General features: G+C 71.2%; 22 protein-coding genes. 6 read left to right on the top strand and 16 right to left on the bottom strand.

Annotation, left to right across the window (positions count from 1 at the left end; genetic code table 11):
* Nucleotides 1-332: 332 nt before the first annotated feature.
* From C4313_RS01810 to def, 10 genes are all read right to left on the bottom strand, one after another.
* Nucleotides 333-1547, bottom strand: coding sequence for a glycosyltransferase 87 family protein (locus C4313_RS01810; RefSeq protein WP_352428169.1), 1215 nt, complete (start codon nt 1545-1547; stop codon nt 333-335).
* A gap of 97 nt (nt 1548-1644) precedes the next feature.
* A complete protein-coding gene (locus tag C4313_RS01805; RefSeq protein WP_352428168.1) occupies nt 1645-2916 on the bottom strand; it encodes a glycosyltransferase family 87 protein in 1272 nt (423 codons plus the stop codon).
* Nucleotides 2904-4184: a glycosyltransferase 87 family protein gene (locus tag C4313_RS01800; protein WP_352428167.1), complete on the bottom strand. Its 1281-nt coding sequence runs from the start codon at nt 4182-4184 to the stop codon at nt 2904-2906. Before C4313_RS01800 ends, C4313_RS01805 begins: the two co-directional genes overlap by 13 nt.
* Nucleotides 4181-5422, bottom strand: a complete 1242-nt coding sequence (locus C4313_RS01795; protein ID WP_352428166.1) for a glycosyltransferase 87 family protein — start codon at nt 5420-5422, stop codon at nt 4181-4183. The genes C4313_RS01800 and C4313_RS01795 overlap by 4 nt, the downstream gene beginning before the upstream one ends.
* Nucleotides 5423-5466: 44 nt before the next feature.
* Entirely contained in the window at nt 5467-6615 is a 1149-nt protein-coding gene (locus C4313_RS01790) for a putative hexosyltransferase (protein ID WP_352428165.1), read from the bottom strand.
* Between the two features lie 10 nt (nt 6616-6625).
* Nucleotides 6626-7648 (bottom strand): DUF362 domain-containing protein, encoded by a 1023-nt coding sequence (locus tag C4313_RS01785; RefSeq protein ID WP_352428164.1) that lies wholly within the window; start codon nt 7646-7648, stop codon nt 6626-6628.
* Nucleotides 7630-8520 (bottom strand): prenyltransferase/squalene oxidase repeat-containing protein, encoded by an 891-nt coding sequence (locus tag C4313_RS01780; RefSeq protein ID WP_352428163.1) that lies wholly within the window; start codon nt 8518-8520, stop codon nt 7630-7632. Before C4313_RS01780 ends, C4313_RS01785 begins: the two co-directional genes overlap by 19 nt.
* 198 nt (nt 8521-8718) lie before the next feature.
* The gene (locus C4313_RS01775) at nt 8719-8892 is read right to left on the bottom strand and encodes a Flp family type IVb pilin (RefSeq protein ID WP_352428162.1); all 174 of its coding nucleotides are present in this window, start codon (nt 8890-8892) and stop codon (nt 8719-8721) included.
* Nucleotides 8893-9102: 210 nt separating this feature from the next.
* Nucleotides 9103-10044: a thioredoxin-disulfide reductase gene (trxB, locus tag C4313_RS01770; protein WP_352428161.1), complete on the bottom strand. Its 942-nt coding sequence runs from the start codon at nt 10042-10044 to the stop codon at nt 9103-9105.
* A gap of 142 nt (nt 10045-10186) precedes the next feature.
* On the bottom strand, nt 10187-10711 hold the full coding sequence (gene def / locus C4313_RS01765) for a peptide deformylase (RefSeq protein ID WP_352428160.1): 525 nt from the start codon (nt 10709-10711) through the stop codon (nt 10187-10189).
* A 329-nt stretch (nt 10712-11040) separates the two neighbouring features.
* Here def and C4313_RS01760 point away from each other — a divergent pair, with 329 nt between their 5' ends.
* Nucleotides 11041-11283: a hypothetical protein gene (locus C4313_RS01760; protein WP_352428159.1), complete on the top strand. Its 243-nt coding sequence runs from the start codon at nt 11041-11043 to the stop codon at nt 11281-11283.
* Here the strand turns inward: C4313_RS01760 and clpX are convergent.
* The 5 genes from clpX to C4313_RS01735 all read right to left on the bottom strand — a co-directional run bounded on the left by clpX (nt 11280) and on the right by C4313_RS01735 (nt 17173).
* Complete coding sequence (gene clpX / locus C4313_RS01755; RefSeq protein WP_352428158.1) at nt 11280-12560, bottom strand: ATP-dependent Clp protease ATP-binding subunit ClpX; 1281 nt, start codon at nt 12558-12560, stop codon at nt 11280-11282. The genes C4313_RS01760 and clpX overlap by 4 nt on opposite strands.
* A gap of 6 nt (nt 12561-12566) precedes the next feature.
* A complete protein-coding gene (locus tag C4313_RS01750) occupies nt 12567-13229 on the bottom strand; it encodes a ClpP family protease (protein ID WP_352428157.1) in 663 nt (220 codons plus the stop codon).
* A 12-nt stretch (nt 13230-13241) separates the two neighbouring features.
* Nucleotides 13242-14540, bottom strand: a complete 1299-nt coding sequence (gene tig / locus C4313_RS01745) for a trigger factor (protein WP_352428156.1) — start codon at nt 14538-14540, stop codon at nt 13242-13244.
* 87 nt (nt 14541-14627) lie between these two features.
* Complete coding sequence (gene chrA / locus C4313_RS01740) at nt 14628-15767, bottom strand: chromate efflux transporter (RefSeq protein WP_352428155.1); 1140 nt, start codon at nt 15765-15767, stop codon at nt 14628-14630.
* Nucleotides 15764-17173 carry an RsmB/NOP family class I SAM-dependent RNA methyltransferase gene (locus C4313_RS01735; protein WP_352428154.1) on the bottom strand — a complete coding sequence of 470 codons (1410 nt, stop codon included), beginning with the start codon at nt 17171-17173 and terminating at the stop codon, nt 15764-15766. The genes chrA and C4313_RS01735 overlap by 4 nt, the downstream gene beginning before the upstream one ends.
* Before the next feature lie 166 nt (nt 17174-17339).
* On the opposite strand from C4313_RS01735, the gene lepB reads away from it, so the two are divergent.
* From lepB to mutL, 5 genes are all read left to right on the top strand, one after another.
* A complete protein-coding gene (gene lepB, locus C4313_RS01730; protein ID WP_352428153.1) occupies nt 17340-17948 on the top strand; it encodes a signal peptidase I in 609 nt (202 codons plus the stop codon).
* A complete protein-coding gene (gene deoC, locus C4313_RS01725; protein WP_352428152.1) occupies nt 17945-18634 on the top strand; it encodes a deoxyribose-phosphate aldolase in 690 nt (229 codons plus the stop codon). Before lepB ends, deoC begins: the two co-directional genes overlap by 4 nt.
* Before the next feature lie 23 nt (nt 18635-18657).
* Nucleotides 18658-18930, top strand: coding sequence for a YgiT-type zinc finger protein (locus C4313_RS01720; protein WP_352428151.1), 273 nt, complete (start codon nt 18658-18660; stop codon nt 18928-18930).
* A gap of 110 nt (nt 18931-19040) precedes the next feature.
* The gene (locus C4313_RS01715; protein ID WP_352428150.1) at nt 19041-20087 is read left to right on the top strand and encodes a response regulator; all 1047 of its coding nucleotides are present in this window, start codon (nt 19041-19043) and stop codon (nt 20085-20087) included.
* A 22-nt stretch (nt 20088-20109) separates the two neighbouring features.
* A complete protein-coding gene (gene mutL / locus C4313_RS01710; RefSeq protein ID WP_352428149.1) occupies nt 20110-21744 on the top strand; it encodes a DNA mismatch repair endonuclease MutL in 1635 nt (544 codons plus the stop codon).
* Here the strand turns inward: mutL and C4313_RS01705 are convergent.
* Complete coding sequence (locus C4313_RS01705; protein ID WP_352428148.1) at nt 21741-22757, bottom strand: hypothetical protein; 1017 nt, start codon at nt 22755-22757, stop codon at nt 21741-21743. The genes mutL and C4313_RS01705 overlap by 4 nt on opposite strands.
* Nucleotides 22758-22767 lie beyond the last annotated feature (10 nt).

The raw sequence follows: 22767 nt of genomic DNA, 5'->3' as shown, positions 1-22767 counted from the left end.
CCGGGAGTTCCCCGGGAAGGGACGCCTGTGGAGATCCCTCGGGCGGCGGAACGGCCCTGGGCCGGTCTACGCGCCACGGGTCGAGGAAGCCGGAAGGGGCCGGTCATCCGTTTCGCCTCGCAGGGTGAAAGGGATGACGATGCGCCACGGAACGGTCACCCATCTCTGGGTCAGCCGGGGGGATCTGGAGTGGCTGCAGAGGCGGGATCCCGGGGGCTGGGTGGGGCGGAGCGTTCGCTTCCTCTACGAGGTGTTCCTCCCCCGCTGCGGCGGTGGAGATCTTCCGGTTGACCTGCCTGGCGGGGCCTCCGTAGCCGCCGGCGGTCCACGCGTCATGGGCCGCCTCGGTTTTCCGGATGGCGGGCCAGCGCCCATCTGACGCGGGCCATGGCCCCGGCGAGGACGGGGATGCTGATCTGGAGGGCCCATCCGAGGGTATGCCCCATGCCGACGGCCAGCGGGCCGCTCAGGAGAGCCGCCGTCCACATCCCAGCGAACAGCGACCGCCAGGTCGGGCGGCCCTCAGGGATCTCCTCCCACAGTCGGACCGCCGGGATCAGCAGGAGGGAGAGGTCGTAGATCATCGCATGGGGGGCCAGCCAGAAGGTGAGGGGGATCCCCAGGGCGAGCCGCAAGGAGGGGGATCCCTGGGGGGCGCGGCGGAGGGCGGCTCCGAAGGCGACCCCCAGGGGGGCCAGCAGGAGGGTCAACCGATCGGCCAGGTGGGGCGCCCCGGGCAGCAGCAGGCGCCAGAACCCCCGCAGGGTATGGAGGTGCCAGAGCGGGAAATCCTTCCACGCCGGCAGGTCGGGATACACCGTCCAGGCGAAGGCCCCGTAGGCTGCCGTCGCCTCGGGGAGGGCGAGGGCCGAAAGGAGAGCTAGGAGGGCCGCGGTCGTGGCCAGGCCCCCCAGCGCCCGCCAGCCCCGCGGACCCTCCAGCAGCCAGACCAGGGCGGGGCCGATCAGCAGATGGGGCTTATAGAGCAGCAGGCCGGCGATCCCCCCGGCCGCCCCGGGCCGGCCGGCGGCCCAGAGCCGCCAGGCCAGGGCGAGGAGGGCCAGGCTCAGCAGGCCGTTCTGCCCGAAACTCACCGAGGCGAAGACCGGGAGGAAGGTCAAGGCCCACCCAAACCACCGGGCGCCCGCCTGGGGACGCAGCGCCCATATGCCGAGGGCCAGCAGCCCCAGTTGCAGGAGGGACCACAGGGCGAAACTGAGGGTGTAAGGCAGCCAAGAGAAAGGGACAAAGAGGAGGGCGAAGAAGGGAGGGTTCAGGAAAGCGTGATAAGTGGGCAGGTGGAGGCCGAAGACGGCTCGCTCGGCGGCCAGTTGGGCCTCGGGATCGTAGAGGTGGGCTGCCAGGCCGTGGCGGAGCATCCACCCGGCCGCGTAGAATTGCAGGTAGTCCGTCCCAATCACCTGCCCCGCCCGATCCAGCCCGTCGCGGCCCAGCAGGAGGCTGGCCAGCCACCCGCCCCACAGGGCCGCCCCCACGATCCAGGCGTAGCGCTGGCGGGCCGGGGTCAACCACGAGGTCGCCGGCATCGGCTCGCAGACCTCCGATCGGATGCCCAGCGCCCGTCCGGGGCGAACAGCGGGACCCGGCGCGGGCAAACCCGCAGGCGACGTCCCCATCCAGGCGTCATCGCGCCGCCTCCGCCGAAGGCGCGATCCGTCCCAGGATCCAGGCCAGGCCGAAGGCGCCGGCCGCCGGCAGGAAGGCGAGCCATGGGGCCCACGGGGGGAGGGCCGATGGAGAGCCCAGAAGGGCCCGGACCCCATCGTCGATGAGCCCGAGGGGCAGGCTGAGGAGGATCAGCACCCCGCCCAGCCGCATCCATTTCCCGCACCCTGTTCCGCGGCGGGCGGCGATGGTCAGGGGCATGGCCAATATCGTGAGGTAGTGGACCCAGGCGATGGGGCTGGCGAGGATGCTGATGGGGGTCATTAGGGCCAGGGCCTGTTCGAGGTCGCGGACGCGCCACGCCTGGCGGAGGCCGAAGAACAACAGCCCGAGGACGGCCAGGGTGGAGGCCAGGGGGGCCAGATGGGGCGCGGGGATGGGCGGCGGCGCATCCAGGCCAGGGATCACCCGGGAGACGGTCCCGGCGAAGAGCCGGTCCCCTAGGGACCAGGCGGAGAGGTTGTGGGAGAAGGGGCGATAGAGATCGGCCACCATCGGAGCCACCCGCAGGTAGTAGTCGCGCAGGCTTTCCCATCCGAGGACGGCGCCGGCCAGGAGGTGGAGGGCGAGGGCCGTGGCGAGGGCAGCGGCGGCGGCGCGCCACCGACGGTAAAGGAGCAGGGTCAGGGCCAGTGGCCCCAGGAACACCTTGAGGGCGATGGCCAGGCCGAGGAGGGCCCCGGCCCGCCCTTCCTGTCCCCGGCGCATGGAGATCCCCATCGCTGCCACCAGGAAGGCGAGGAGCAGATTTATCTGCGCATATAAAAGATCCTCGAAAACCGGATACCAGCCGGCGAGGGCGAGGCCCAGGCCGAGGAGAGCGGGCATGGTGGGCGATGTTCCCCAGAGCCGAAGGAGCGCGGCGGCCAGGGCGAACAGAAGTCCCACCTGGAAGAAGAACCACACCCACAGGGCCAGGCGGAGGTCCAAGAAGGTGAGGGGCATGGCCAGGAGCAGCAGGGATGGAGGATGCGGGGTGGGATGGCGCAACGCCAGCGGGATCCCGATATAACGCGCTCCCAAAGCGGGGAGGTCCTCATAGGGGGAGCCGCCTTCCCAGGCCATCCGTGCCGCCACCAGGTCCTGCACCAGGTCCTTGGCCAGCGGATCCGCGGTCTCATAGGTGCGAAGGGCGAGAAGGTTCAGGCCGAGGGAGAACAGGCCGATAAAGGCCGCCCCGCCGAAGGCGGCCCGCCGGAGCCACGCCTTTGCTGCTCCTACCCGGCGCATGGCGGGCCTCCCGAAGAGGAGGGTGTTTCCCGCGACCGTGCCCCGATGGCGAGGGCCAGGCCGAGGTGGATCAGGAAAAGGGTCCGCGCTGCCGCCCAGTTCCCCAGCCCGCTGAGATCCGGAAGGAGGCCGAGGGAAATCCCCAGGGTGGTCCCGATCCATGCCGCCACGGGCGCCAGCGCCCAGAAGGGGAGGAGCCACCGGGGCAAGCGGCCGGTCCCCTGGGCCGCCAGCAGGGCCGGCAGGGCCAGCACGGCCGTGTGCGGGTGGGCATGCCACCCGACCACGGGCGTGGCCGCCCACAGGCCCAACCAGTGCAGGGGATCGCCGGCTGGGCCCCGGGGCCCCTTCCACCACGGGCGCAGCGCCACCAGGGCCGTAAGCCCCATCCCCAGCCCCACCCCGGCCCAGATCCACGGTCGCCAGGGAGGCGGCGCCCATCGCTCCCCCAGTGCCCCCCACGCCCGCCAGCTCATCATGGTCTCTGCCCCCACCACCTCGGGGACCATCGCGGGGTAGCCGGCGGCGAAGCCCATCAGGAGGCCCAGCCAGCGCCCGAGGCCCTCCCCGCCGGCCAGCAGGGCCGAGAGGCCGATCACCCCCGCGCCGGCGGCCGCCCAACCCCCCAGGGCCCGCCATCCCCCTTCCCCCAGCAACGCCGGAAGGACCAGGAAGAGGGTCTGGGGCTTGATGAGGAGCCCCGCGGCCCATATCCCTGCCCATCCCGGCCGCCCCCGATGCAGGTGGCGGAGACATTCCCCGGCGCACAGGACCAGCCACGTCCCTACCTGTCCCCACAGAACGTTGGTGAAGACCGGATAGGAGAGCAGGGCGAGGGCGATGGCCATCCCGCGTCCCTTCTCCGATCCCCACCATCCCCTCAGGTAAACCCCAAGGGCGAGGACTCCCAGGAGGGTCCATACCGCCCAGGCCCCAGCGGGGCCTAGGGGCAGTAGCCCCAGCATCGGGAGCACAAAAGCAGCAGGGAACACCATCGGGATCACGACGAAGTTGGAATCCCCCGGCCCCAGGCCGAGAAGGGCCCGCTGAACGGCTTCGTGGGCGTGAAGGTCGTAGATGCGGTGGAACCCCTCATGCTGGGCGATGGCCGCCGCGGCGTAGAGGGCCCGGAAATCAGCCCCGACAATCGAGAGAAAAAAAGAGCGGCTCCCGTGGAGGAGCAAAGCCAGTTCCAGGCCGCCGATCCCGGCCAGGTTGGCGGCGGCGAGCAGGCGGAGCGTCTGCACGCGGCGTGGGGAACCCTTCATCCTTCCCTCCGCGAGCCTTCCCCCACCCGCAAGGCCCCGGCCGCCCCGATCGCCAGCGCCAGGGCAGCGAGGGCGCCGCACGGCCCGCCGGCCCCGCCGAAGGTGGCCGCCAGGCCCACGGGCGGGAAGAGGACGGCCATCGCCCCGAAGGCCCGCCCTCGGCCCTGGGCCCGCAAGGCCGTGTAGAGCAGGAGCCCGGGGACGAAAAGCAACAAGGTGTCCTGAGGGTGGACGTGCAGGTTCGTGAGTTGCCCCAAGGCGAGGGTCAACGCCATCCGGGCTTCGAAGTCCGCTCGTTCCGGCGCCCATGTCCCCCGCCAGATCCCGAAGACAGCCGCCGCGGCGCCCATTAGGGCGAGGGCGGCCAACAGGTTCACCGCCGCGGCTTGGGATGGGCCCAGCGCGTGGGTCAGGAGCCCCTTCAGGTTGGCCATTGCTCGGGGATCGATGCCGCCTTCCCCGAAGGCGCTGGCGCTCCAGCGGAGCATCGCCAGCCAACCCCACCCCACCGTTGGCCCCAGGCGCCAGGCGGCCCATCCGAACAGCGCCAGCATCCCGGCCGCCCACGCCCCCAGGGCCCGCCAGCGGCGCCCCGCCGCCAGCGTCAGGACCGGAAAGAGAAAAAAATGCGGATGGATGCTCCCGAACACCAGCCAGGCGGCGGCCGTCACCGCCCGCCGGCCCTTCAACGCCCTATAGAACCCCCACAGCGCCACCGTGGTCCAGAGGGAAAAGGCCCCCAGCAGGAACGAAAGCAGGAGGCCCGGGAGGGCCGCAAAGGTGGTGAGGACCAGCGCGCGCTCGGCGCGCCGCCAGGGACGAGCGAACCGGGTCAGGTCCAGCGCCAGGGCCGCCCCCAGGCCCAGGTTGGCCAGGGTCCAGGCCGCGAAGGCGGCCTCCAGGGGCAAAGCGGCCAGCGGGGCCAGCAGCAGCGCCGTGTGAGGGGGATGGTTGTAAGGCAGCAGCCCGTCCGCCAGGGTCCGCCCGCCCAAAAGGGCCTGCTGCCAGCGGGCCTGGGTCTCCCGATCATAGAGATCCGCCCCCTGGCCCTCCCAAACCAGGCGGGCGCCGGTGTATCGGGCCGTGAAGTCCGCCCGCCAGATCATCCCCTGCCGGATGGCCGCGGCCGCCAGCCCCACGTATCCCAGGGCCATGCCGATGTGGAGGGCGGCCGCCCAAAGCGCCCACCGCACCCCGCGTGCCCTGCGCAGATCCTCCCCAGCAGCTCGATGCGCCATGTGGGTGTTCCCCCCAGAGCAGGCATCGTCTTTGAGGCGGACCGCTAAGTCACCCAGGTGTGCAGCCCATACAGCCCGATCAGGAGCGACCAGCCGGCCATCTGGGGGATCGGCAGCCCGTCGATCCAGCGGGCGGGCCGGCGGCCCAGGGCGGTGAACACCGGGAAGGCGAGGAACAGATGCCGGGGCAGCCCCATATACGGGTGCACCGGGCCGGTGTGGTAGCTGAAGGCCGCCAGGGCCACCGCCGCCGTATACAGGCGCTCTGCCCCCGTCATCGGCCCCCATGCCGCTGCCGCCAGCAGCAGCCACCACAGGGCCACCGCCAGGTTGACCCCGAGGTCCAGATCCGGCGCGGCGGCGAACCGTTCCAGGGCGCGCCCCATCGCCTCCCACGGCGGGAGGAAGGCCTGGACCGGGACCACCCGCGTGGCGGAGGGGGAGAGCAGCAGCCCATAGATCCAGTCGTGGAGGCCGGAGCCGGGGGGCGGCAGCCCTTCCCAGACGGCGATTCGATAGAAGTGCCAGCCCCCGAAGCCGAGGGCCGGGAGGGCCAGGGCCCAGCCGCCGGACCGCAGCGCCCGCTGGCGGGCCAACGTCCAGGCCAGCGGGAGCCCGAGGAAGATCCCCTGGGGGCGCGCCAGAGCGGCCAGCGCCGCCGCCAGCCCCGCCCAGCCCCATCGCCCGCGGCCCATGGCCGCGAAACTCCCTATGGCCATGCACAGGAAGACCGCCTCGGCGTAAGGGGCGAAGAGCACAAAGGCCGTTGGGAAGGTCCACAACAGCAGCGCCGCCCGTCGGACCGCAGGGAGGTCCCCATCGACCACGAGGGGCAGGAGCCGCATCACCCCCAGGCTGGCTGCCAGGCTGACGAGGGTCAGGGCGGCGGCCGGCGAAAGGCCCCGGCGGGCCAGCGGGAGGGCCAGGAGGGGATACAGCGGGTAGAACTGGAGGGTGCCATCCCCCGCGCGATAGCCCTGTTCCACGATCCGCCCATACCATTCCGCGTCCCAGCGCACCCACGGGGCGATCAGCGCCCGTTCCAGCCAGCGCTCATAGGGAGGCGCAGGCGGCCAGAGGGCCACCGCCTGCTCCAGCGCTGTCAACGGCCGTATGGGCGAGACCACAGCGGCCATCAACCGGCTGAGGACTGCCAGCACGATCCACAGCAGCAGCAGCGGTCCTCCCCCCATCATCAGTCCCTCAGCTCTTGCCAGGCGGGCGCTGATATCGGCGGCGCAACGCCTCCAGCGGGGCGCCGCGGACCTCAATATGGAACCCCTGGCCGAGGCCCGCCCAGGTCCCTATGGCCAGGTGCTCGATCTCCTCCGCCCCGAACCCCATGATCTGTGCCCCAATGAGGTCCACCGCCAGCGGGTCGGCGCCCGCCAGCAGCACCCCGTGGGGGACGGGCGTCCCCAACAAGGGGCCATCCCCCTCCATCCCGACGATGCCGTCGATGACGCTCACCACCGGAGGCAGGGAGGCCCGCAGCCCGAGGATGCTGGGGGTGATGCCGTTGACATGGAGGATGTTCTTAGGCCAGCCGTAGCGAGCCCCCGGCACCACCCCGAAGAGGTTCTTGAGGCTTAGGGTGACGCCCGCCCAGTGGTGGGTCTTGAGCTTGGCGACCGAGACGATGAGGTCCGCCTCCACCACATGGCGAGGGAGCCACAGGGTCGACGTCCGCGGGAACCAGCCGTCTCGGGTGGGGACGGGTCGGAGGGCATCATAGTTCAAATCCACGAAGGGGACCCCATGGGCGGCCAGGACCCGGGCCAGGCCGCTATGCGCGACCAGGGGCTTGGCGTCACGCCGGAAGCCGGGCCCTTCCCCGACCACCACCGCCGCCGCGCCGCGGGCCTGCAGGACATCGAGGACGGCCGCGACCACCTCGGGGGCGGTGACGATCGGACGGCCCTCCATCCAATCGATCAGGTTGGGCTTGACCAGCACCCGTTTCCCGGCAACCTCGGGCATCCCGGCCTGGGCCCAGAGGTCCTCCAGGGCGTCCCGGAGGACGTTTTCGTCGTAGTCCAGGCCGCCGGCGAGGGCGACGATGGCCGGGGGTTGCTGCTGACGGAGCCACCCGCGGGCGAGCCAGCGCAGGAAGTTCGAGAGGCCGGCAGGCTGCGTCCGGCGTTCGGCGTAGGCCAGTCCGCCCCCGATGCCGGCCAGCAGCAGCAGCCGCAAGAACGCCCGTCGGGTCAGGCGCGGGGCTGCCACGGCCATCCTCCTCCCAACGCCAGCCGGGCCAGGGCGGTAACATAGGGGCTGCCCGCCCAACTGCCGTCGGGCTGCTGCATCGCGGCCAGCCGGGCACGGGCCTGCGGGTCCGGCCGGCCGATGGTTTCGAGGGCCAGCACCCCCAGGGCCAGGGCCAGCGCGCCCCCATCGGCGGCCATCTCGTGGCGCAGGGCAGCCACATCCTCGTCCCGGATCTGGTCCGGTGCGACTTGGCCCAGCGCCAGGAGGGCCCAGGCGGTGGGATGCGCCCGGGGCGGGAGATACGTGCCGAGCATGAAGGGGTTCCCGAAATTCCAGCCCCCGCCCCGGCACCGGCGATCGGCCAGGTAGCGCACCGCCTCCGGGATCCGCGGGAGGTTCTCGGCGAGCGCCCCGGCGGCGGCCAGGGCCAGGAGGGCCAAGGCCGTGGGCTCCACCCACGCGGCCTCGCCCGGCCGCCACGGCCAGCCGGCGATGGCCGGATCGATCCCCAGCCCGCGGGCGATCTCTTCGGTGAGATCCCGCTGGACGATGCGGAGGACCGGCACTTCCCACAGCCAGCGGACCCCACGGCGGACCGCTGGAGTATCTGGCTGGCGGCGGGCCAGGGCCAGGATCGCCCACGCCGTCGCCCAGTGGCTCTCCGGATCCTCCAGCCCGAACCCCCACCCGCCATCCGGGTGCTGCGCCTGTTCCAGCCAGGCGTGGGCCCGGGACCAGGCCGGGCGATCGGAGCCATCGGAGCCATCGGCTAAGGCCAGCATGACAGCTCCCGTAGGCTCCACCATGGAAGGATCCCCAGGGTGGTAGCCCCATCCACCGTCTGGGTTCTGGGTCTGCTCCAGGAAGCGATCGGCCAGGGCAGCGTTCATCGGACCTTCGGAAGACAGGGATGGTGTGTCCCGGGCGAAGCCGGCTTCTCTATTCTATCTACACCCCACGCCGTGCTGCCTTCCGACGGTCCTCGGCGCGCACGCCGGCCCGCGGGGGCGCGGGCGGGCCCAAAACAAACCAGGGCCCGCATCGGGGGGACCCCGACCGGGCCCTGGCCGGCGGCGGGGTAGGGGGGTTTACGAGCCCCCGAGGGCGCTGGTGATCTGGGAGAACACGCGGCTGACCTGGGTGCCCAGCAGGGAGAGGATGACGATGACCACGACAGCGATCAGCACCAGGATCAGGGCGTATTCCACCAGCCCCTGTCCCTTCTCCCGCAGCCACAGCCACGCCTGCAGCAACCGCACCATCGCCCACCTCCTCGGTTAACAGGCTCTGACTTCATGATCGTCAAGCCATGGCCTTAGGGGATAGGACTTTGGTCCTATGAGTTGGGGGGACAGAGCGCCGATGCCCCGACCGGGCCCTGGCCGGCGGCGGGGTAGGGGGGTTTACGAGCGCGTGAGGGCACTGGTGATCTCTGGTGAACAATCCGCGCGCGGGACGGGGCTCTGGGGAAATCAGGGGAGGGCGGCGGGGCTGCCCCGGTGTTCCAATTCCGCCAGGAACTTCTCTGCCTCCATCGCCGCCATGGCCCCGAAGCCGGCGGAGGTGATCGCTTGGCGGAACCACCGGTCGTGGACCTCGCCGGCGGCGAAGACGCCGGGGACGCTGGTGTGCAGCCGCTCGTTCACTCGGATGTAGCCGGCCTCGTCCATCGCCAACTGGCCCCGGAACAGGGCGGTGTTGGGCTCGTAGCCGATGAAGATGAAGACGCCGTCGGTGGGGAACTCCCGCTCCTCCCCGGTGACCACGTTTCGCAGGCGCACCGCCCGCACCTTGCCGTCGCCCAGGATGGCGGTGACGACCGTGTTGGTGAGGAAGGCGATCTTCGGGTGGGCCCGCGCCCGCTCCTGGAGGATGGGCTGCGCCCGGAACCGGTCGCGCCGGTGGACGATGGTCACCTTCCGGGCGTAACGGGTGAGGAACAGGCCCTCCTGGAAGGCGCTGTCGCCGCCGCCCACCACCACCACTTCCTTATCGGTGAAGAAGAAGCCGTCGCAGGTGGCGCACACCGAGACCCCGCGCCCCCAGAACTCCTGCTCGCCGGGGACGTTGAGCCGGCGGGGGGTGGCCCCGGTGGCGACGATCAGGGCCTTCGCGGTGTATTCCCCTCCATCGGTGCGCACCCGGAACGGATGGCTCCCGAGGTCCACCGCGATGGCCTCGTCGAACGCGAAGCGGGCGCCGAAGCGCTCGGCCTGCTGCTTCATGCGCTCGGCCAGTTCCGCCCCCCCGATGGGCTCTGGGAACCCCGGGAAGTTCTCCACCACATCGGTGGTGGCGATCTGGCCGCCCACGCTGTTGCCGGTGATGACCAGCGGCGAGAGGTTGGCCCGCGCCGCATACAGGGCCGCGGTCAGCCCGGCCGGCCCCGCGCCCAGGATGATCAGGTTCTCCATGCGTTCCCTCCTGGCTCGATGGTTTCTGAGATCCCGGAACGCGGTCTCCGTCCCGTTGATAGCGCTCTACCTGTCTCCGCCCATTTCCGGAACGTTTCGCCGTCTTTGAAACGCAGGTCGGCGACGGCCGGTGGCGCCATCGTCACCCTCCGGATGCGACGACCGGCTCCGGGGTCGGCTGGGCGCGCCAGATCTTGGTCGGGTCCTGGATGCGGTCGGGGAACAGGATGCCGTCCAGGTGATCGATCTCATGCTGGAAGACGCGGGCCACCAGCCCCTGGGCCCGGACCCGCACCCGCCGCCCCTCCCGATCCAGCCCCCGCACCACGACGACGGCCGCTCGGGGCACCCAGCCATACCACCCCGGGATGGAGAGGCAGCCCTCCACCCCCTCCACGATCTCCTCCGAGGCCTCGACGATCTCCGGGTTGATCACGGCGTAGAGGATCCCGCTCCCCGGCACCTCCGGGTCCTCGGGGACCTCCACCACGATGACCCGGAGAGGCTCTCCCACCTGCGGGGCGGCCAGCCCGATCCCCTCCGCCGCCCGCATGGTCTCCACCATGTCATCGATGAGGCGCCGGAGGGCCGGGGTGATGCGGGCCACCGGCTCCGCCTTCCGCCGCAGGATGGGCTGGTCCGCCGTGACAATCGGTCGCACGGCCATAGGGACGCTCTCCCTTTCACGCCCTTGGATTTAGATGCACGGGCCTTCGAGCGGTGACATCCCGGGCGTCCAGGGTGGATTGTAACGGGCGCCCGGCGGGGGCGCCAATCGCCGTCGGCGGGGGGGTCTTTCCGGCGAGACCTTCCCAAGGAGGCCCCCAACCCGCATCGAGGCCCTGGCGGTCGACGCCGGCGGCTACATCCTCAGCGCCCGCCTCACCTTCGCTGTGCCCGCCGAGCGCTTCGCCGAGATGCTGGGCCGCTTGCGGCGCATCGGCCTGCGGGTCCTGGAGGAGACCACCGCCGGCCAGGACGTCCGCTAGGAATACGATGAACTACCTGCGGGGCCGCTCGGCTTACTCGCTGATCACGGTCTTCCTCCAGCCGCTGCGCCTCACTCCTACGCCCACCCCCACACCGACGCCGTGGAGCCCTGGGGCCACCTTCCGCAATGCCACCCATGTCCTGGCCGTCCTCCTGCGCGGGTGGGTGGACCTGGGGATCTGGGCGGCGGTCCTGGTTGCCTTCGCCGTCCACCGGCGCCGGTCGGCCGGGCGGGCGGTGGGCGGTTAAGCGGCGCGCCGGAGGTCGACCGGGTGGCCGGATTCGGTGAGCAGCAGCGGCGGTGCCTGGCCCCGGACGGCCTCGGGGGTGACGATGCAACGGCGGATCTGGGGACGGGAGGGGATCTCATACATCACGTCCATCAGCGTCCGCTCCAGGATCGACCGCAGGGCCCGCGCGCCAGTCCCCAGGCGCAAGGCCTCCTCGGCCGCCGCCTCGATGGCCTCTGGGGTGAAGATCAGTTCCACGTTGTCCAGGGCGAACAGCCGCTGGAACTGCTTCACCAGGGCGTTGCGGGGCCGGGTCAACACCGCCTTCAGTGCCTCCCGGTCCAGCGGGTCCACTGGGATCACCACCGGCAGCCGGCCCACCAGTTCGGGGATCATGCCGAAGCGGATGAGGTCCTCGGGGGTGACCTGCTGGAGCAGCTCGGCCTCCGAGAGGTGGGCCCGGCCGCGGGTTCTGGCCTCGCCGGGGAAGCCGATGGGGCCCCGGAGGCCCAGGCGCTCGGCGATGATCTTGGGGAGGCCCTCGAAGGCGCCGCCGCAGATGAAGAGGATGTGGGTGGTGTCGATCTGGATGAACTCCTGGTGGGGGTGCTTGCGCCCGCCCTGGGGGGGCACGTTGGCGACCGTCCCCTCGATGATCTTGAGGAGGGCCTGCTGCACGCCCTCGCCGGAGACGTCGCGGGTGATGGAGGGGTTGGCGCCGGACTTGCGGGCGATCTTGTCGATCTCGTCGATGTAGACGATGCCCTGCTCGGCCCGGGCCAGGTCGTAGTCGGCGGCCTGGATCAGACGCAGGAGGATGTTCTCCACATCCTCTCCCACGTAACCGGCCTCGGTGAGGGAGGTGGCGTCGGCGATGGCGAAGGGGACGTCCAGGAAGCGGGCCAGGGTGCGGGCCAGCAGGGTCTTGCCGCAGCCGGTGGGGCCGATGAGCAGGATGTTGCTCTTCTCGATCTCGACATCATCCCAGCGGCCCCCGCTGGCGATCCGCTTGTAATGGTTGTAGACAGCCACCGAGAGCACCCGCTTGGCGCGATCCTGCCCCACCACATATTGGTCGAGGTAGGCGTAGATCTCGCGGGGGGAGGGGAGGCGTCGAGGAGGCGGGGCGGAGGCCCGAGGGGGCGCTGGGCGCTCCGCCCGCAGCATCTGGTAACTGAGTTCCACACACTCCTCACAGATGTAGACCCCGTCGGGGCCGGCCAGCAGCCGGCCCGTCTCCGCCGGATCCCGCCGGCAGAAGGAGCAACGGGGCGCCTCCCCCCGGGGGCGATGCATCCCCGCCTACTCCTTATGGCCGTCGGGGGTGGCGACCTTGGACGGCAGCGGCGGGGGCTCCTTGTGCGGCGGCGGCTTGAGCACCTCGTCGATGATCCCGTATTTCACCGCCTCCTCGGCGGACATATAGTAGTCCCGGTCGAAGTCGTCCGCGATCCGCTCGATCGGCTGTCCGGTGTGGCGGGCCAACAGTTCGAAGATCAGGTTCTGCATCCGCATCAGTTCTTTGTATTGGATCTCGATGTCCGGCGCGTAGCCCTGAGCGCCGCCGCCGGCCGGGTGCATGTGGATGGTGGCGTGGGGGAGGGCGAAGCGACGACCCTTGGTCCCCGCCGCCAGCAGCACCGTGGCCATGCTGGCCGTCCAGCCCACGGCGATGGTGGAGATGGGGGCGCGCACCTGCTGCATCGTGTCATAGATGGCCAATCCGGGGTAGATCAACCCCCCAGGCGAGTGGATATACAGCCGGATCTCCTCCTCGGGATCCTCCCGATCCAGGTAAAGCAACTGGGCCACCACCAGGTTGGCCACCTGGTCGTTGATGGGCGTGCCCAGGAAGATGATCCGTTCCTTGAGGAGCAGCGAGTAGATGTCGTAGACCCGCTCCCCGCGCCCCGTGTTCTCAATCACCATGGGGATCAACATCTCCGGTCCCATCCATCGGGTCATCGCAGGCCTCCTTCAGGCTTCACTCGACAGGGATCCCGCTGGCTCGGGGCGGGCCTCGGCCTCGCCCCGGACGATCTCCACCAGGCGGCGCAACGCCCGGTCCGCCAGGATACGCGAACGGATGTCGGCGACGACCTGGGGCGCGATCTGCTCCCAGATCGCGGCGGAGACTTGCAGGCGCTCCTGCACCGCGCGGGCCTCGGCCTCCACCTCCTCCTCCGACACCGCCAGCCCCTCCTCCCGGGCCAGTTGGGTCAAGGCCAGGCCCCGGCGGAGCCGGGCCTCGGCCTGGAGCCGCAGTTCCGCCCGCAGGTCCTCCAGGGTCTGGCCGCGGGCTTTCAGGTGTTCCTCCAGTTCCTGGCCCCGCCGCCGGAGGGTCCGCCGGAGGTCGGAGACCAGTTCGTCGATCTCCTCCTCCAGCATCTGCGGTGGGAACTCGATCTCGGCCTGGGCGACGAGAGCCTCCAGCGCCCGCATGGCATAGTCGGCGTCGTAATCGCGGCGCAGATGGGCGGCCAGGTCGTCCCGGATCTTGGCCTTGAGTTGCTCCAGGGTCTCGAAGTCGCCCACCGTCTGGGCCAGGGCGTCGTCCAGGTCGGGCAGCAGGTAGCGGGCGAGACCCGTCACCGCCGCCTCGACGTGCAGGACCTTCCCCTCGGCCCCCGGCGCGGGCAGGTCGAAGGTGCGTCGCTCGTTCAGGGCCATGCCGGTGATGGGCTCCGCCAGCCCGGGCAGCGGGGGCTCCTCCTGGCCCAGGAGGAAGGAGACCTCTTCCTCCAGGACCACCTTCCCCTCCTCGTCGGTGGCCTTGAGGGCCACGGTGACCATCAGCCCCGGCGCCGCCATCCCCTCCGACAGCGGCTCGATGATGGCGTTGTCCCGGCGCAGCCGCTCCAGGACCTCCATGATCTGGGCCTCGGTGGGCTGGGGCGGCGCATAGGGCAGGCGGAGGGACCGGTAGTCCCCCAGGCGGACCTCCGGCTTGAGGGGCACGATGACTTTAAAGGTCAGCGGCTCCAGGCGCAGCTGCTCCAGCCGGCCCGGCCCGTAAGGATCCAGGCCCAGTTGATCCAACGCCTCCCGATAGACCTCTTGGCTGAGGTCCTCGGCGGCCTCCTCCAGCAGGGCCTCCCGGCCGAAGGTCCGTAGGATCACCTCGTAGGGCGCCCGGCCCCGCCGGAAGCCAGGGATGTCGTAGCGCTCGGAGAGGCGGCGGGCCACCCGGCGCATCGCCTGCTCCACCCGCTCCGGCTCCACCTCGATGGTCAGGGCCACCTGGCGTTGGGGAAGGGGTTCCGTGGTGACACGCACCGATGGGCTCCTCCGGATGTCGCTGCCGTCGGGATCTCACGGGAATTATAACGGGCCCATGGGGGCGTCGCAACAAAGACGGCGCGCTCACCGGGCGGCCAGGAGGATCCGCAGGGCCCCGATGGCGGCGCCCGCCAGCACCGGCCATGTGGCGTTGATCCGGAAACGGGCCAGGGCGACGAGGGCGGCCAGGCCCAGGGCGACCGTCCAGGGATCCACCAGGGCGGCGCGGGCCAGCGCGATCACCACCCCGGCCATGAGACCCAGAGAGGCGATGTTGACGCCGTCCAGGAAGGCGGCCGCGTCCGGCGACCGGCGCAGCCGGGGGATCAGCGGCCCCGTGACGGCGACGAAAACGAAGGAGAGGAGGAAGATGCCGACGGTGGCCAGCAGGGCCCCGGGGAGACCGGCCAGCAGATAGCCGATGAAGGTGGCGGTGGTCAGGACCGGCCCGGGGGTGACCTGACCGATGGCCACAGCGTCGAGCAGTTGGCCTTCGGTGAGCCAGCCCCGACGGGCGACGAAGTCGGCCCGCAGGAAGGCGACCAGCACGTAGCCGCTCCCGTACAGGGTGGCCCCGATCTTGAGGAAGATCAGGAACATCTCCCCCAGGCGGAAAGGGGCCGGCGGGTGGGCCAGGGGGAGGAGCGGGAGCAGGCCCAGGCCGGCCGCCCGGCGGGGACGTGGCCCCCGCCGGGCGAGAACCATGGCCGCGCCGGTGGCGAACAGGAGGAGCAACTCATGGACCCCCAACAGGTAGAGAAGGGTGACTGTCGCTCCCAGAGCCCATGCGAAGGGGCGCGACAGGGCGCGGCGGCCGAGGTCCCATAGGGCCTGGAGGATCAGGGCCAGCACCACCGGCTTCACGCCGTAAAGGAGCCCCTCGAGGGTCGGGGCGGTCCGGAAGCGGACGTAGAGGGCCGCCAGGGCGGTCACGATCCCGGCGGCCGGGGCGATAAAGGCGAGGCCCCCCAGAACCAACCCGAGCCCGCCGGCCCGCACCCGCCCCAGATGGATGGCCATCTCGGTGGAGTTGGGGCCGGGGATCAGGTAGGTGGCGCTGAGCAGGTCGAGGAACTCCTCCTCCGTGACCCAACGCCGTCGGCGGACCAGTTCGTGGTGCATCATGGCGATGTGGGCGGCCGGGCCGCCGAAGGCCGTGCCGCCCAGGCGCAGGAAGACGCCGAATACCTCGCGCGCGCGCGCCCACCCCCCGGCATCCCTCATGCCCGATCCTCCTCGAGGGTCCCCCACCGGATGATTCGCACCGCCGTCGGCAGCAGGTTCTTCAGCCGGCCGTGGTCCGCCCGGGCCCAGCCCAGCGGGAACCCCTCCACCGCCACCAGCACCCAGCCCTCCCGCCAGGGTCCTTCCAGGGGCTCGCCCCGCAGGTAGGCCAGGACCCGCGGATCATCCAAAGGAAGGTCTAGAACCTGATGGACGGCCTCGGGGCGCAAGGCCATGGCCAGGGCGTGGCCCGGCTCGAAGCGGTCTTTGCGGATGCGGCCCAACCACCAGCCCGGCCGCAGTACCCGCAGCCCGCGCCAGAGGGTCGGCGCCATCGGTGTCCGGTAGAGGCCGTCCCCGTGCAAGATGAGCCCGTCTTCGCCAGGGGCTTCCCGAAGGGCCTCTCGGCAGAAGGCCTTGTAGGCCCGCCGGGCGCGGCCGGGCAAGTCGCTTTCCGGCCGGGGGCGATGGGGCGGCGCCTCCCCGGCGCGGCGCAGGAGGGCGTAAAAATGCCCATGGCCCGGCCCTCGATGGGGCCACAGCCGCACCGCCCGGACCAGCCGCGGGTCGCCCCCATCTACCCACTCCGGGTGACCGCGGTCGAAGGCGGAGGGGCGGGGGGGATCGACCAGGTCGAAATCCGGATGGGCCTTCAGGAAGGCATCCACCACCCCTTCGTTCTCCTCGGGGGCGAAGGTGCAGGTGGCGTAGAGGAGCCAGCCGCCGGGGCGGACCAGGCGGGCGGCCTCGTGGAGCAGGGCCTTCTGCAGGCCGGCGGAGCGGCGCACCCGCTCCACGCTCCACGCTCGAACGGCCTCGGGGTCCCGGGCGAACATCCCCTCGCCGGAACACGGCGCGTCCACCAGGACCCGGTCGAAGAGGCCGGCCCAGCGCTCGGCCAGCCGCTGGGGGGTCTCGTTGAGGAGGACGGCATGGGTCACTCCCATCCGCTCCACGTTGAAGGCGAGGACGGTGGCGCGGCGCGGGTGGATCTCGTTGGCCACCAACACGCCGGTGTTGCGCATCCGGGCGGCCAGGTGGGTGGTTTTGCCGCCGGGGGCGGCCGCCAGATCCAGCACCCACTCCCCAGGCTGGGGATCCAGCAGCAGGGCGGCGGCCATGGCCGAGGGGTCCTGCAGATAGTAAAGCCCGGCGGCGTGGTAGGGATGCCGGCCGGGCCGGAGGCCGGTCGCTTCCAGAACGAAGCCCTCCGGGCACCAGGGGACCGGGGAGAGCGGGAAAGGGGAACGGGCCCGGAAGGCCTCCGGGTCGATCTTCAACGTGTTCACCCGCAGGCCGGTCCGGTAAGGGCCGGTGAGGGCCTGCAGGAAGGGGCCGATCTCCGCCCCCAGCCAGGTTTGCATCCGCTCCAGGAAGCGAGCGGGGAAGGTCAGGCGCTCGGCCATGGCGGTGATCCGGCGGGCTGGGTTTCCCGGCGCGCAGGCCCCGGATCACTATTCCATGAATTGTGGAAAAACGCCAGGCGAGCCCGTCGCTTCACAAGGATAACGGGCAGATCGTTGCCCCCCCGGGGTGGGCGTCGTATAATCCGGCCTGGAGGTCGAGGGGTGAATGGACGAGCAGCGCGTTTCGGTTTCGATGGAGGCGACGGAGCCGTTGTCGGAGCCCCAGGGGGAGCGGCGGGCCCCTCCGATGATCGTCTTCCTGCGGGAGCTGATCGAGACGGCGCTGGTGGTGCTGGTGGTGCTGGCCCTGGTCAACACCACCACCGCCCGCTTCCGCATCGAGGGCTCCAGCATGGAGCCCAGCCTGCACGACGGTGAATACGTGCTGATCAGCAAGGTCAGTTACTGGTTCGGCCAGCCCCGCCGGGGGGATGTGGTGGTCTTCCGGTTCCCCCATGATCCCTCCCGGGATTTCATCAAGCGGGTCATCGGGCTCCCGGGGGAGACCGTGGCCATCCGCGACGGCAAGGTGTTCATCAACGGCCGCCCCTTAAAGGAGCCCTACATCCGGGGGCCTATCGTTTACACCTACGGGCCGGTGACCCTGGGGCCGGAGGAATACTTCGTGTTGGGCGACAACCGGAACGCCTCCAACGACTCCCATAACTGGGGGACGCTCCCCCGCTCGGCCATCATCGGGAAGGCGTGGTTGATCTACTGGCCGCCCCAGCGCTGGGGGGTGATCGCGAATCCCTTCGAGGGGGCTGAGCCGTGACGACGGGGGGGTGGACCCGGGAGGCGTTGGCGGCCCGCATCGACCACACCCTGCTTCGGCCGGAGGCCACCCCGGCCGACATCGACCGGGTCTGCGAGGAGGCGTTGCGGTATGGTTGCGCCGCCGTCTGTGTCCACCCGATCTACGTAGCGCGCGCCGCCGCGCGGCTGCGGGGGAGCCCGGTGAAGGTCGCCACCGTCGTCGGGTTCCCCTTGGGGGCGACGCTGACGGCGGTGAAGGTGGCTGAGGCCGAACTGGCCCTGGCCCTGGGGGCCCAGGAGATCGACATGGTCCTTGCCGTCGGCCTGCTGAAAGACGGCGCTCTGGAGGCCGTGCGGGCCGATCTTCAGGCGGTGGTCGCTGTGTGCCACGCGGCCGGCGCGCGGTGCAAGGTCATCCTGGAGACGGCTTTGCTCCGCCCCGAGGAGAAGGTCCTGGCGGCCCGCTTGGCCGTGGAGGCGGGCGCGGACTTCGTCAAGACCGCCACCGGCTTCGGCCCGGGAGGGGCCACGGTGGAGGATGTGCGGCTGCTCCGACAGGCCGTGGGCCCCGCCGTGGGCGTCAAGGCCTCCGGGGGTATCCGGACCGCGGAGCAGGCCATCGCCCTGGTGGAAGCCGGCGCCGATCGCCTGGGGACCAGCGCGACGGTGGCCATCTTGGAGGCCCTCCCGCCGGCCGTTGGGTGATTCTGGGGGAAGGGGAGGCATCTATGTGGCCGTGCTCGAATTGCCGGATCGGCTATATGCGGCCTCGCCGCATCACCTACGCGGGCTATCACGGGGATCTCTTCATCGTCATCCCCAACATGCCGGCCTATGTCTGCGATGTGTGCGGCCATCGCCAATACGATGAAGAGGCCCTCATGCGCCTGACGCCGCTGATCGGCCCGCGGGAGGAGGGCGGGCGGGGCCAGGAGGTGGGCCCGGAGCCTCCCGATCGCCCCCAAGGGCCCGGGTGGGGGACCCATCGGCGCCCCGCCTGAGGCCCATCGGGCGCCGGGAGCGGGCCCCGGGCGTCCGCCGTGGGATGCGCGCCGGCCCGTAGGAAGGAGCGGGGAGCGTGGGTGTGCCCGGGACGTCGACCGGCGGGGGGATGCGTCCCCCGCGCGTGCTGATTATTGAGGACGATCCGGGCGAGGCCCGGGCCCTGCATGATCTCCTGGTGTGGAACGGGTTCGAGGCCCAGATGGCGGCGACGGCCCGCCACGGCTGGGGCCGGCTGCGGACCTGGCGCCCCGACGTGGTGGTCTTGGATCTCGGGCTCCCGGACGCGGACGGCCTAGCGGTGTGCCGGGCCATCAAGGCGGATGCGCAGTTGCGGGACGTGCCGGTGCTGATCCTCACCGGGCGGGTGGCGGTGATGCAACTGGTGGAGGGCCTGCGCGCCGGCGCCGACGACTACGTGTCCAAGCCCTATGATCCCCGCGAGGTGCTGGCCCGACTGCATGCCCTGTTGCGGCGCGGCCGGCGCATCGCCGACCTGAAGACCTATCACCTGCGCTGGTGGAGTTTCCTGAAAACGCTCCTCCCCGCTCCCTTTCTGCAGGCGCTGACCCAGCGCCCCCAGGAGCTCCTCGGGCCCGCCCAGGTGCGCCCCCTGAGCGTGGTGGCGGTGGGATGGGAGGGGCTGTCGGCCCGGCTGCAGGAGGCGATGCGGGGTGGGCGGGGAGGCGCGGGGACGCTGCACCAGGCCCTGAACCGCCATCTGGACATGTTCTATGAGAGCGTCCTGGCGGAGGGCGGGATGCCGGGGCCCTTGATGGATTCCATGGCCATAGCCTGGTTCAACGCGCCGCTGGCGTGTGCGGAACATCCGGTCCGGGCGCTGCGGGCTTCCCTGGCCTTCCGAGAGCGGGTTCGGCGGCTGCACCAGGGGCTCCCGCCGGCGCTGCGATTCCTCCCCCGGCTGGCCCTCCATCGCGGGGAGGCCCTGGTCGGGCTGATGGGCGGTGGGGCCTTCCGGAGTTATCTGCCCGTTGGAGAGGTGATCGAGACGGCGCGGCGCCTGGCCCTCCTGGCGCCGGCCTGGGGGATCGTGCTCAGCGGGGCTTTTCACGAGGCCGTCCGGGGCCTCTTCCCCGCCCTGCCGTGGACGGAGGCCCCCCGCTTTGTGCGGATGCCCTTGTATCTGATCCGCTGAGCCGCGCCGGGCGGAGGTCAGCGTGGAGATCCAGGTGTTGCGGCCGGAGGTGGCGAGCCGGATCGCGGCGGGGGAGGTGATCGAGCGGCCGGCCTCCGTGGTCAAGGAGTTGATCGAGAACGCCCTGGACGCTGGCGCCACGGCGATCCGGATCGAGGCGCAGGAGGGGGGGCTCGCCTGGATCCGCGTGGCGGACAACGGTGTCGGGATCCCCCGGGATCAGGTCCCCCTGGCGCTGGCCCGGTTCGCTACCAGCAAGATCCGCACGGTGGAAGACCTGGCCACCGTGCGCACCCTGGGGTTCCGGGGCGAGGCGCTGCCGAGCATCGCGGCGGTGGCCCGGGTGGAGATCCTCACCCGGACCGCGGCGGAGACCGAGGGCACCCGCCTGGTGGCGGAGGAGGGGCGGATCACGGTGGGGCCGGCGGCCAGCCCGGTGGGCACCATGGTCACGGTGCGGGACCTGTTCTACAACGCACCGGCCCGCCGCCGTTTCTTGAAATCCCCCCTCCGAGAGGCAGAGCGCATCCGGGAGACGGTCTACCGGTATGCCCTGGGCTACCCTGGCGTGGCCTTCCGGCTGATCCTCGACGGACGGGAGGTCCTGGTGGCGCCGCCGGGCACCCCCCTGGAACGCGCGGCCGTCCTCTGGGGGCGGGAGGTGGCGGACGCGTTGCTCCCGGTCGCGTGGGAGGCGGCGGACCTACGCATCCACGGGTTGGTCTCCCGGCCGACCCTAGGGCGGGCCTCCCGCGCCTTTCAGTATTTCTACGTGAACGGCCGTCCGGTGCGGAGCGGGCTGCTGGCCGTGGCGCTGGAGCGGCCGTATACGGGGCGGCTGCCGCCGGGGCGCTATCCGCTGGCGGTCGTGCACATCGGGTTGCCGCCGGCCTTCGTCGACGTCAACGTCCACCCGCAGAAGGCGGAGGTCCGTTTCTCCCAGGAGCGCTCGGTGTATTGGGGAGTGAGCCGGGCGGTGGAGGCCGCCCTGGCCGATTTCCCGCGGGCGGAGGCGGGGACGGCCGCCGGCCGATGGCCCTTCGAGGCGGAGGCCCCGCCATTGCCAGCGCTGGCGGAGCCCTCCCCGGGTTATGGGCACTCGGGCCGCTGGCGGGCCTTGGCCCAGCTCTTCCAGTGCTATATCCTGGCCCAGGGGGAGGACGGGCTGATCGTGGTCGATCAGCACGCGGCCCATGAGCAGGTGCTCTTCGAGCGGTTGTGGGGGGGGCCTTCCCCCGCGCCCCTGCCGTCCCCGACGGTACTCTCCTTCACCGCCCGGGAGGCCGAACGCCTGGAGGCTGACCTGGAGGCCCTGCAGAGCCTGGGGTTTGATGTGGAGCCCTTCGGGGGGAACGCTTTCATCGTCCGTGCCGTCCCGGCCCCCCTGGCCGGCCAGCCGGTGAAGGCGCTTTTCGACATCGCCTGCGAGGAACTGTCCGCCGTACGGCGCGGCGGCGGGGAGCTGCGGGAGCGGTTGGCCATGCGGCTGGCCTGCGCGGCGGCGGTGAAGGCCGGCGACGGGCTCTCCGTGGAGGAGATGCAGGCCCTGCTGGACGCCCTGCAGGAAGCGTGGTCGCCGGCCATCTGTCCCCACGGGCGGCCGGCGTGGTTCGTGCTGGGGCGCGAGGAGATCGAACGGCGGTTCCTCCGGCGTTAGGCGGGGGTTCCTTCCTCTTCCAGCCGCCAGGGTTGTGGGGCGACCTGCTCCCCCCGCTCGTCCAGGACAAGGCCGATGCCCCACCTCCGGGCGACCTGGGGGACGTCGCGCTCCATCGTCAGCCCGAAGAGATAGGGAAGGGCGGTGCCGCGGATCCCGCGCTCACGCAGGAGGGCCTGCACCCGCTTGCGGCGCAGCATCCCGGAGAACCGCTCCACGTCCCCGGTGTCGATCTTCGCCTTGGCGGAGACCAGCACCCAAACCGGGTTCCCCTGCGGGTCCTGCGCGGCCGCCACGCCATCCAGTTCCCCTTCCTCGGCCAGAGGGAGGAAGGTGATGGGCTCCAGCATCCGGAAGCCCTGCTGGCTCAGCCAGCGCTCCATGTAGACCGCCATCCGCCCCTCCACGAACGTCCCGACCACCGCGCCGAAGCGGTTCAGTGTGTCCTGCATCTTCTGCTGGCTCTCCTGCATCCGCTGCTGGGAGCGATGGAGCCCGGCGATTTCCTGGAGGATGTATCCCAGGATCTCTTCGGTGCGGATCTGGGCCTCCTCCAGGCGGGCCAGGCGCTGTTCGAACTGGGCCTGGGCTTCGATGAGGCGCTGGACGGTTTCTTCGAGGCGAGTGAGGCGCTCCTCGGCCCGGATCATCGCTTCCTCGAGGCGGGTCAGGCGCTGTTCGAACTGGGCCTGGGCTTCGATGAGGCGCTGGACGGTCTCCTGGGTGCGGACCTGGGCCTCCGCCAGGTGTTGGATCACACCCCCCAGTTGTGCGACCTGGACCTGGGTCTGGGCCTGGGCTGCGGCCAGACGGGCGATCGTCTCCTCCAGGCGCCGCTGCTCTTCTGCCAGCCGGCCGGTGGCCTCTTGCATGCGCTGGGGGAGCCCCTCGAGTTCTTGCGTCAGCACCCAGCGGCGCAGCTCCGCCTGCCAGTCCGGCCGCTGCGCGACCTGGCGGAGGAACTCCTGGAAATCCGAAGTCGGACGGAACAGCCGCCGCAGCCATCGGAGCATACAGGCCTCT

The organism is Thermoflexus sp., from assembly GCF_040289485.1.
GTDB lineage: Bacteria > Chloroflexota > Anaerolineae > Thermoflexales > Thermoflexaceae > Thermoflexus.
This window is presented reverse-complemented; position numbering and strand designations above follow the sequence as displayed.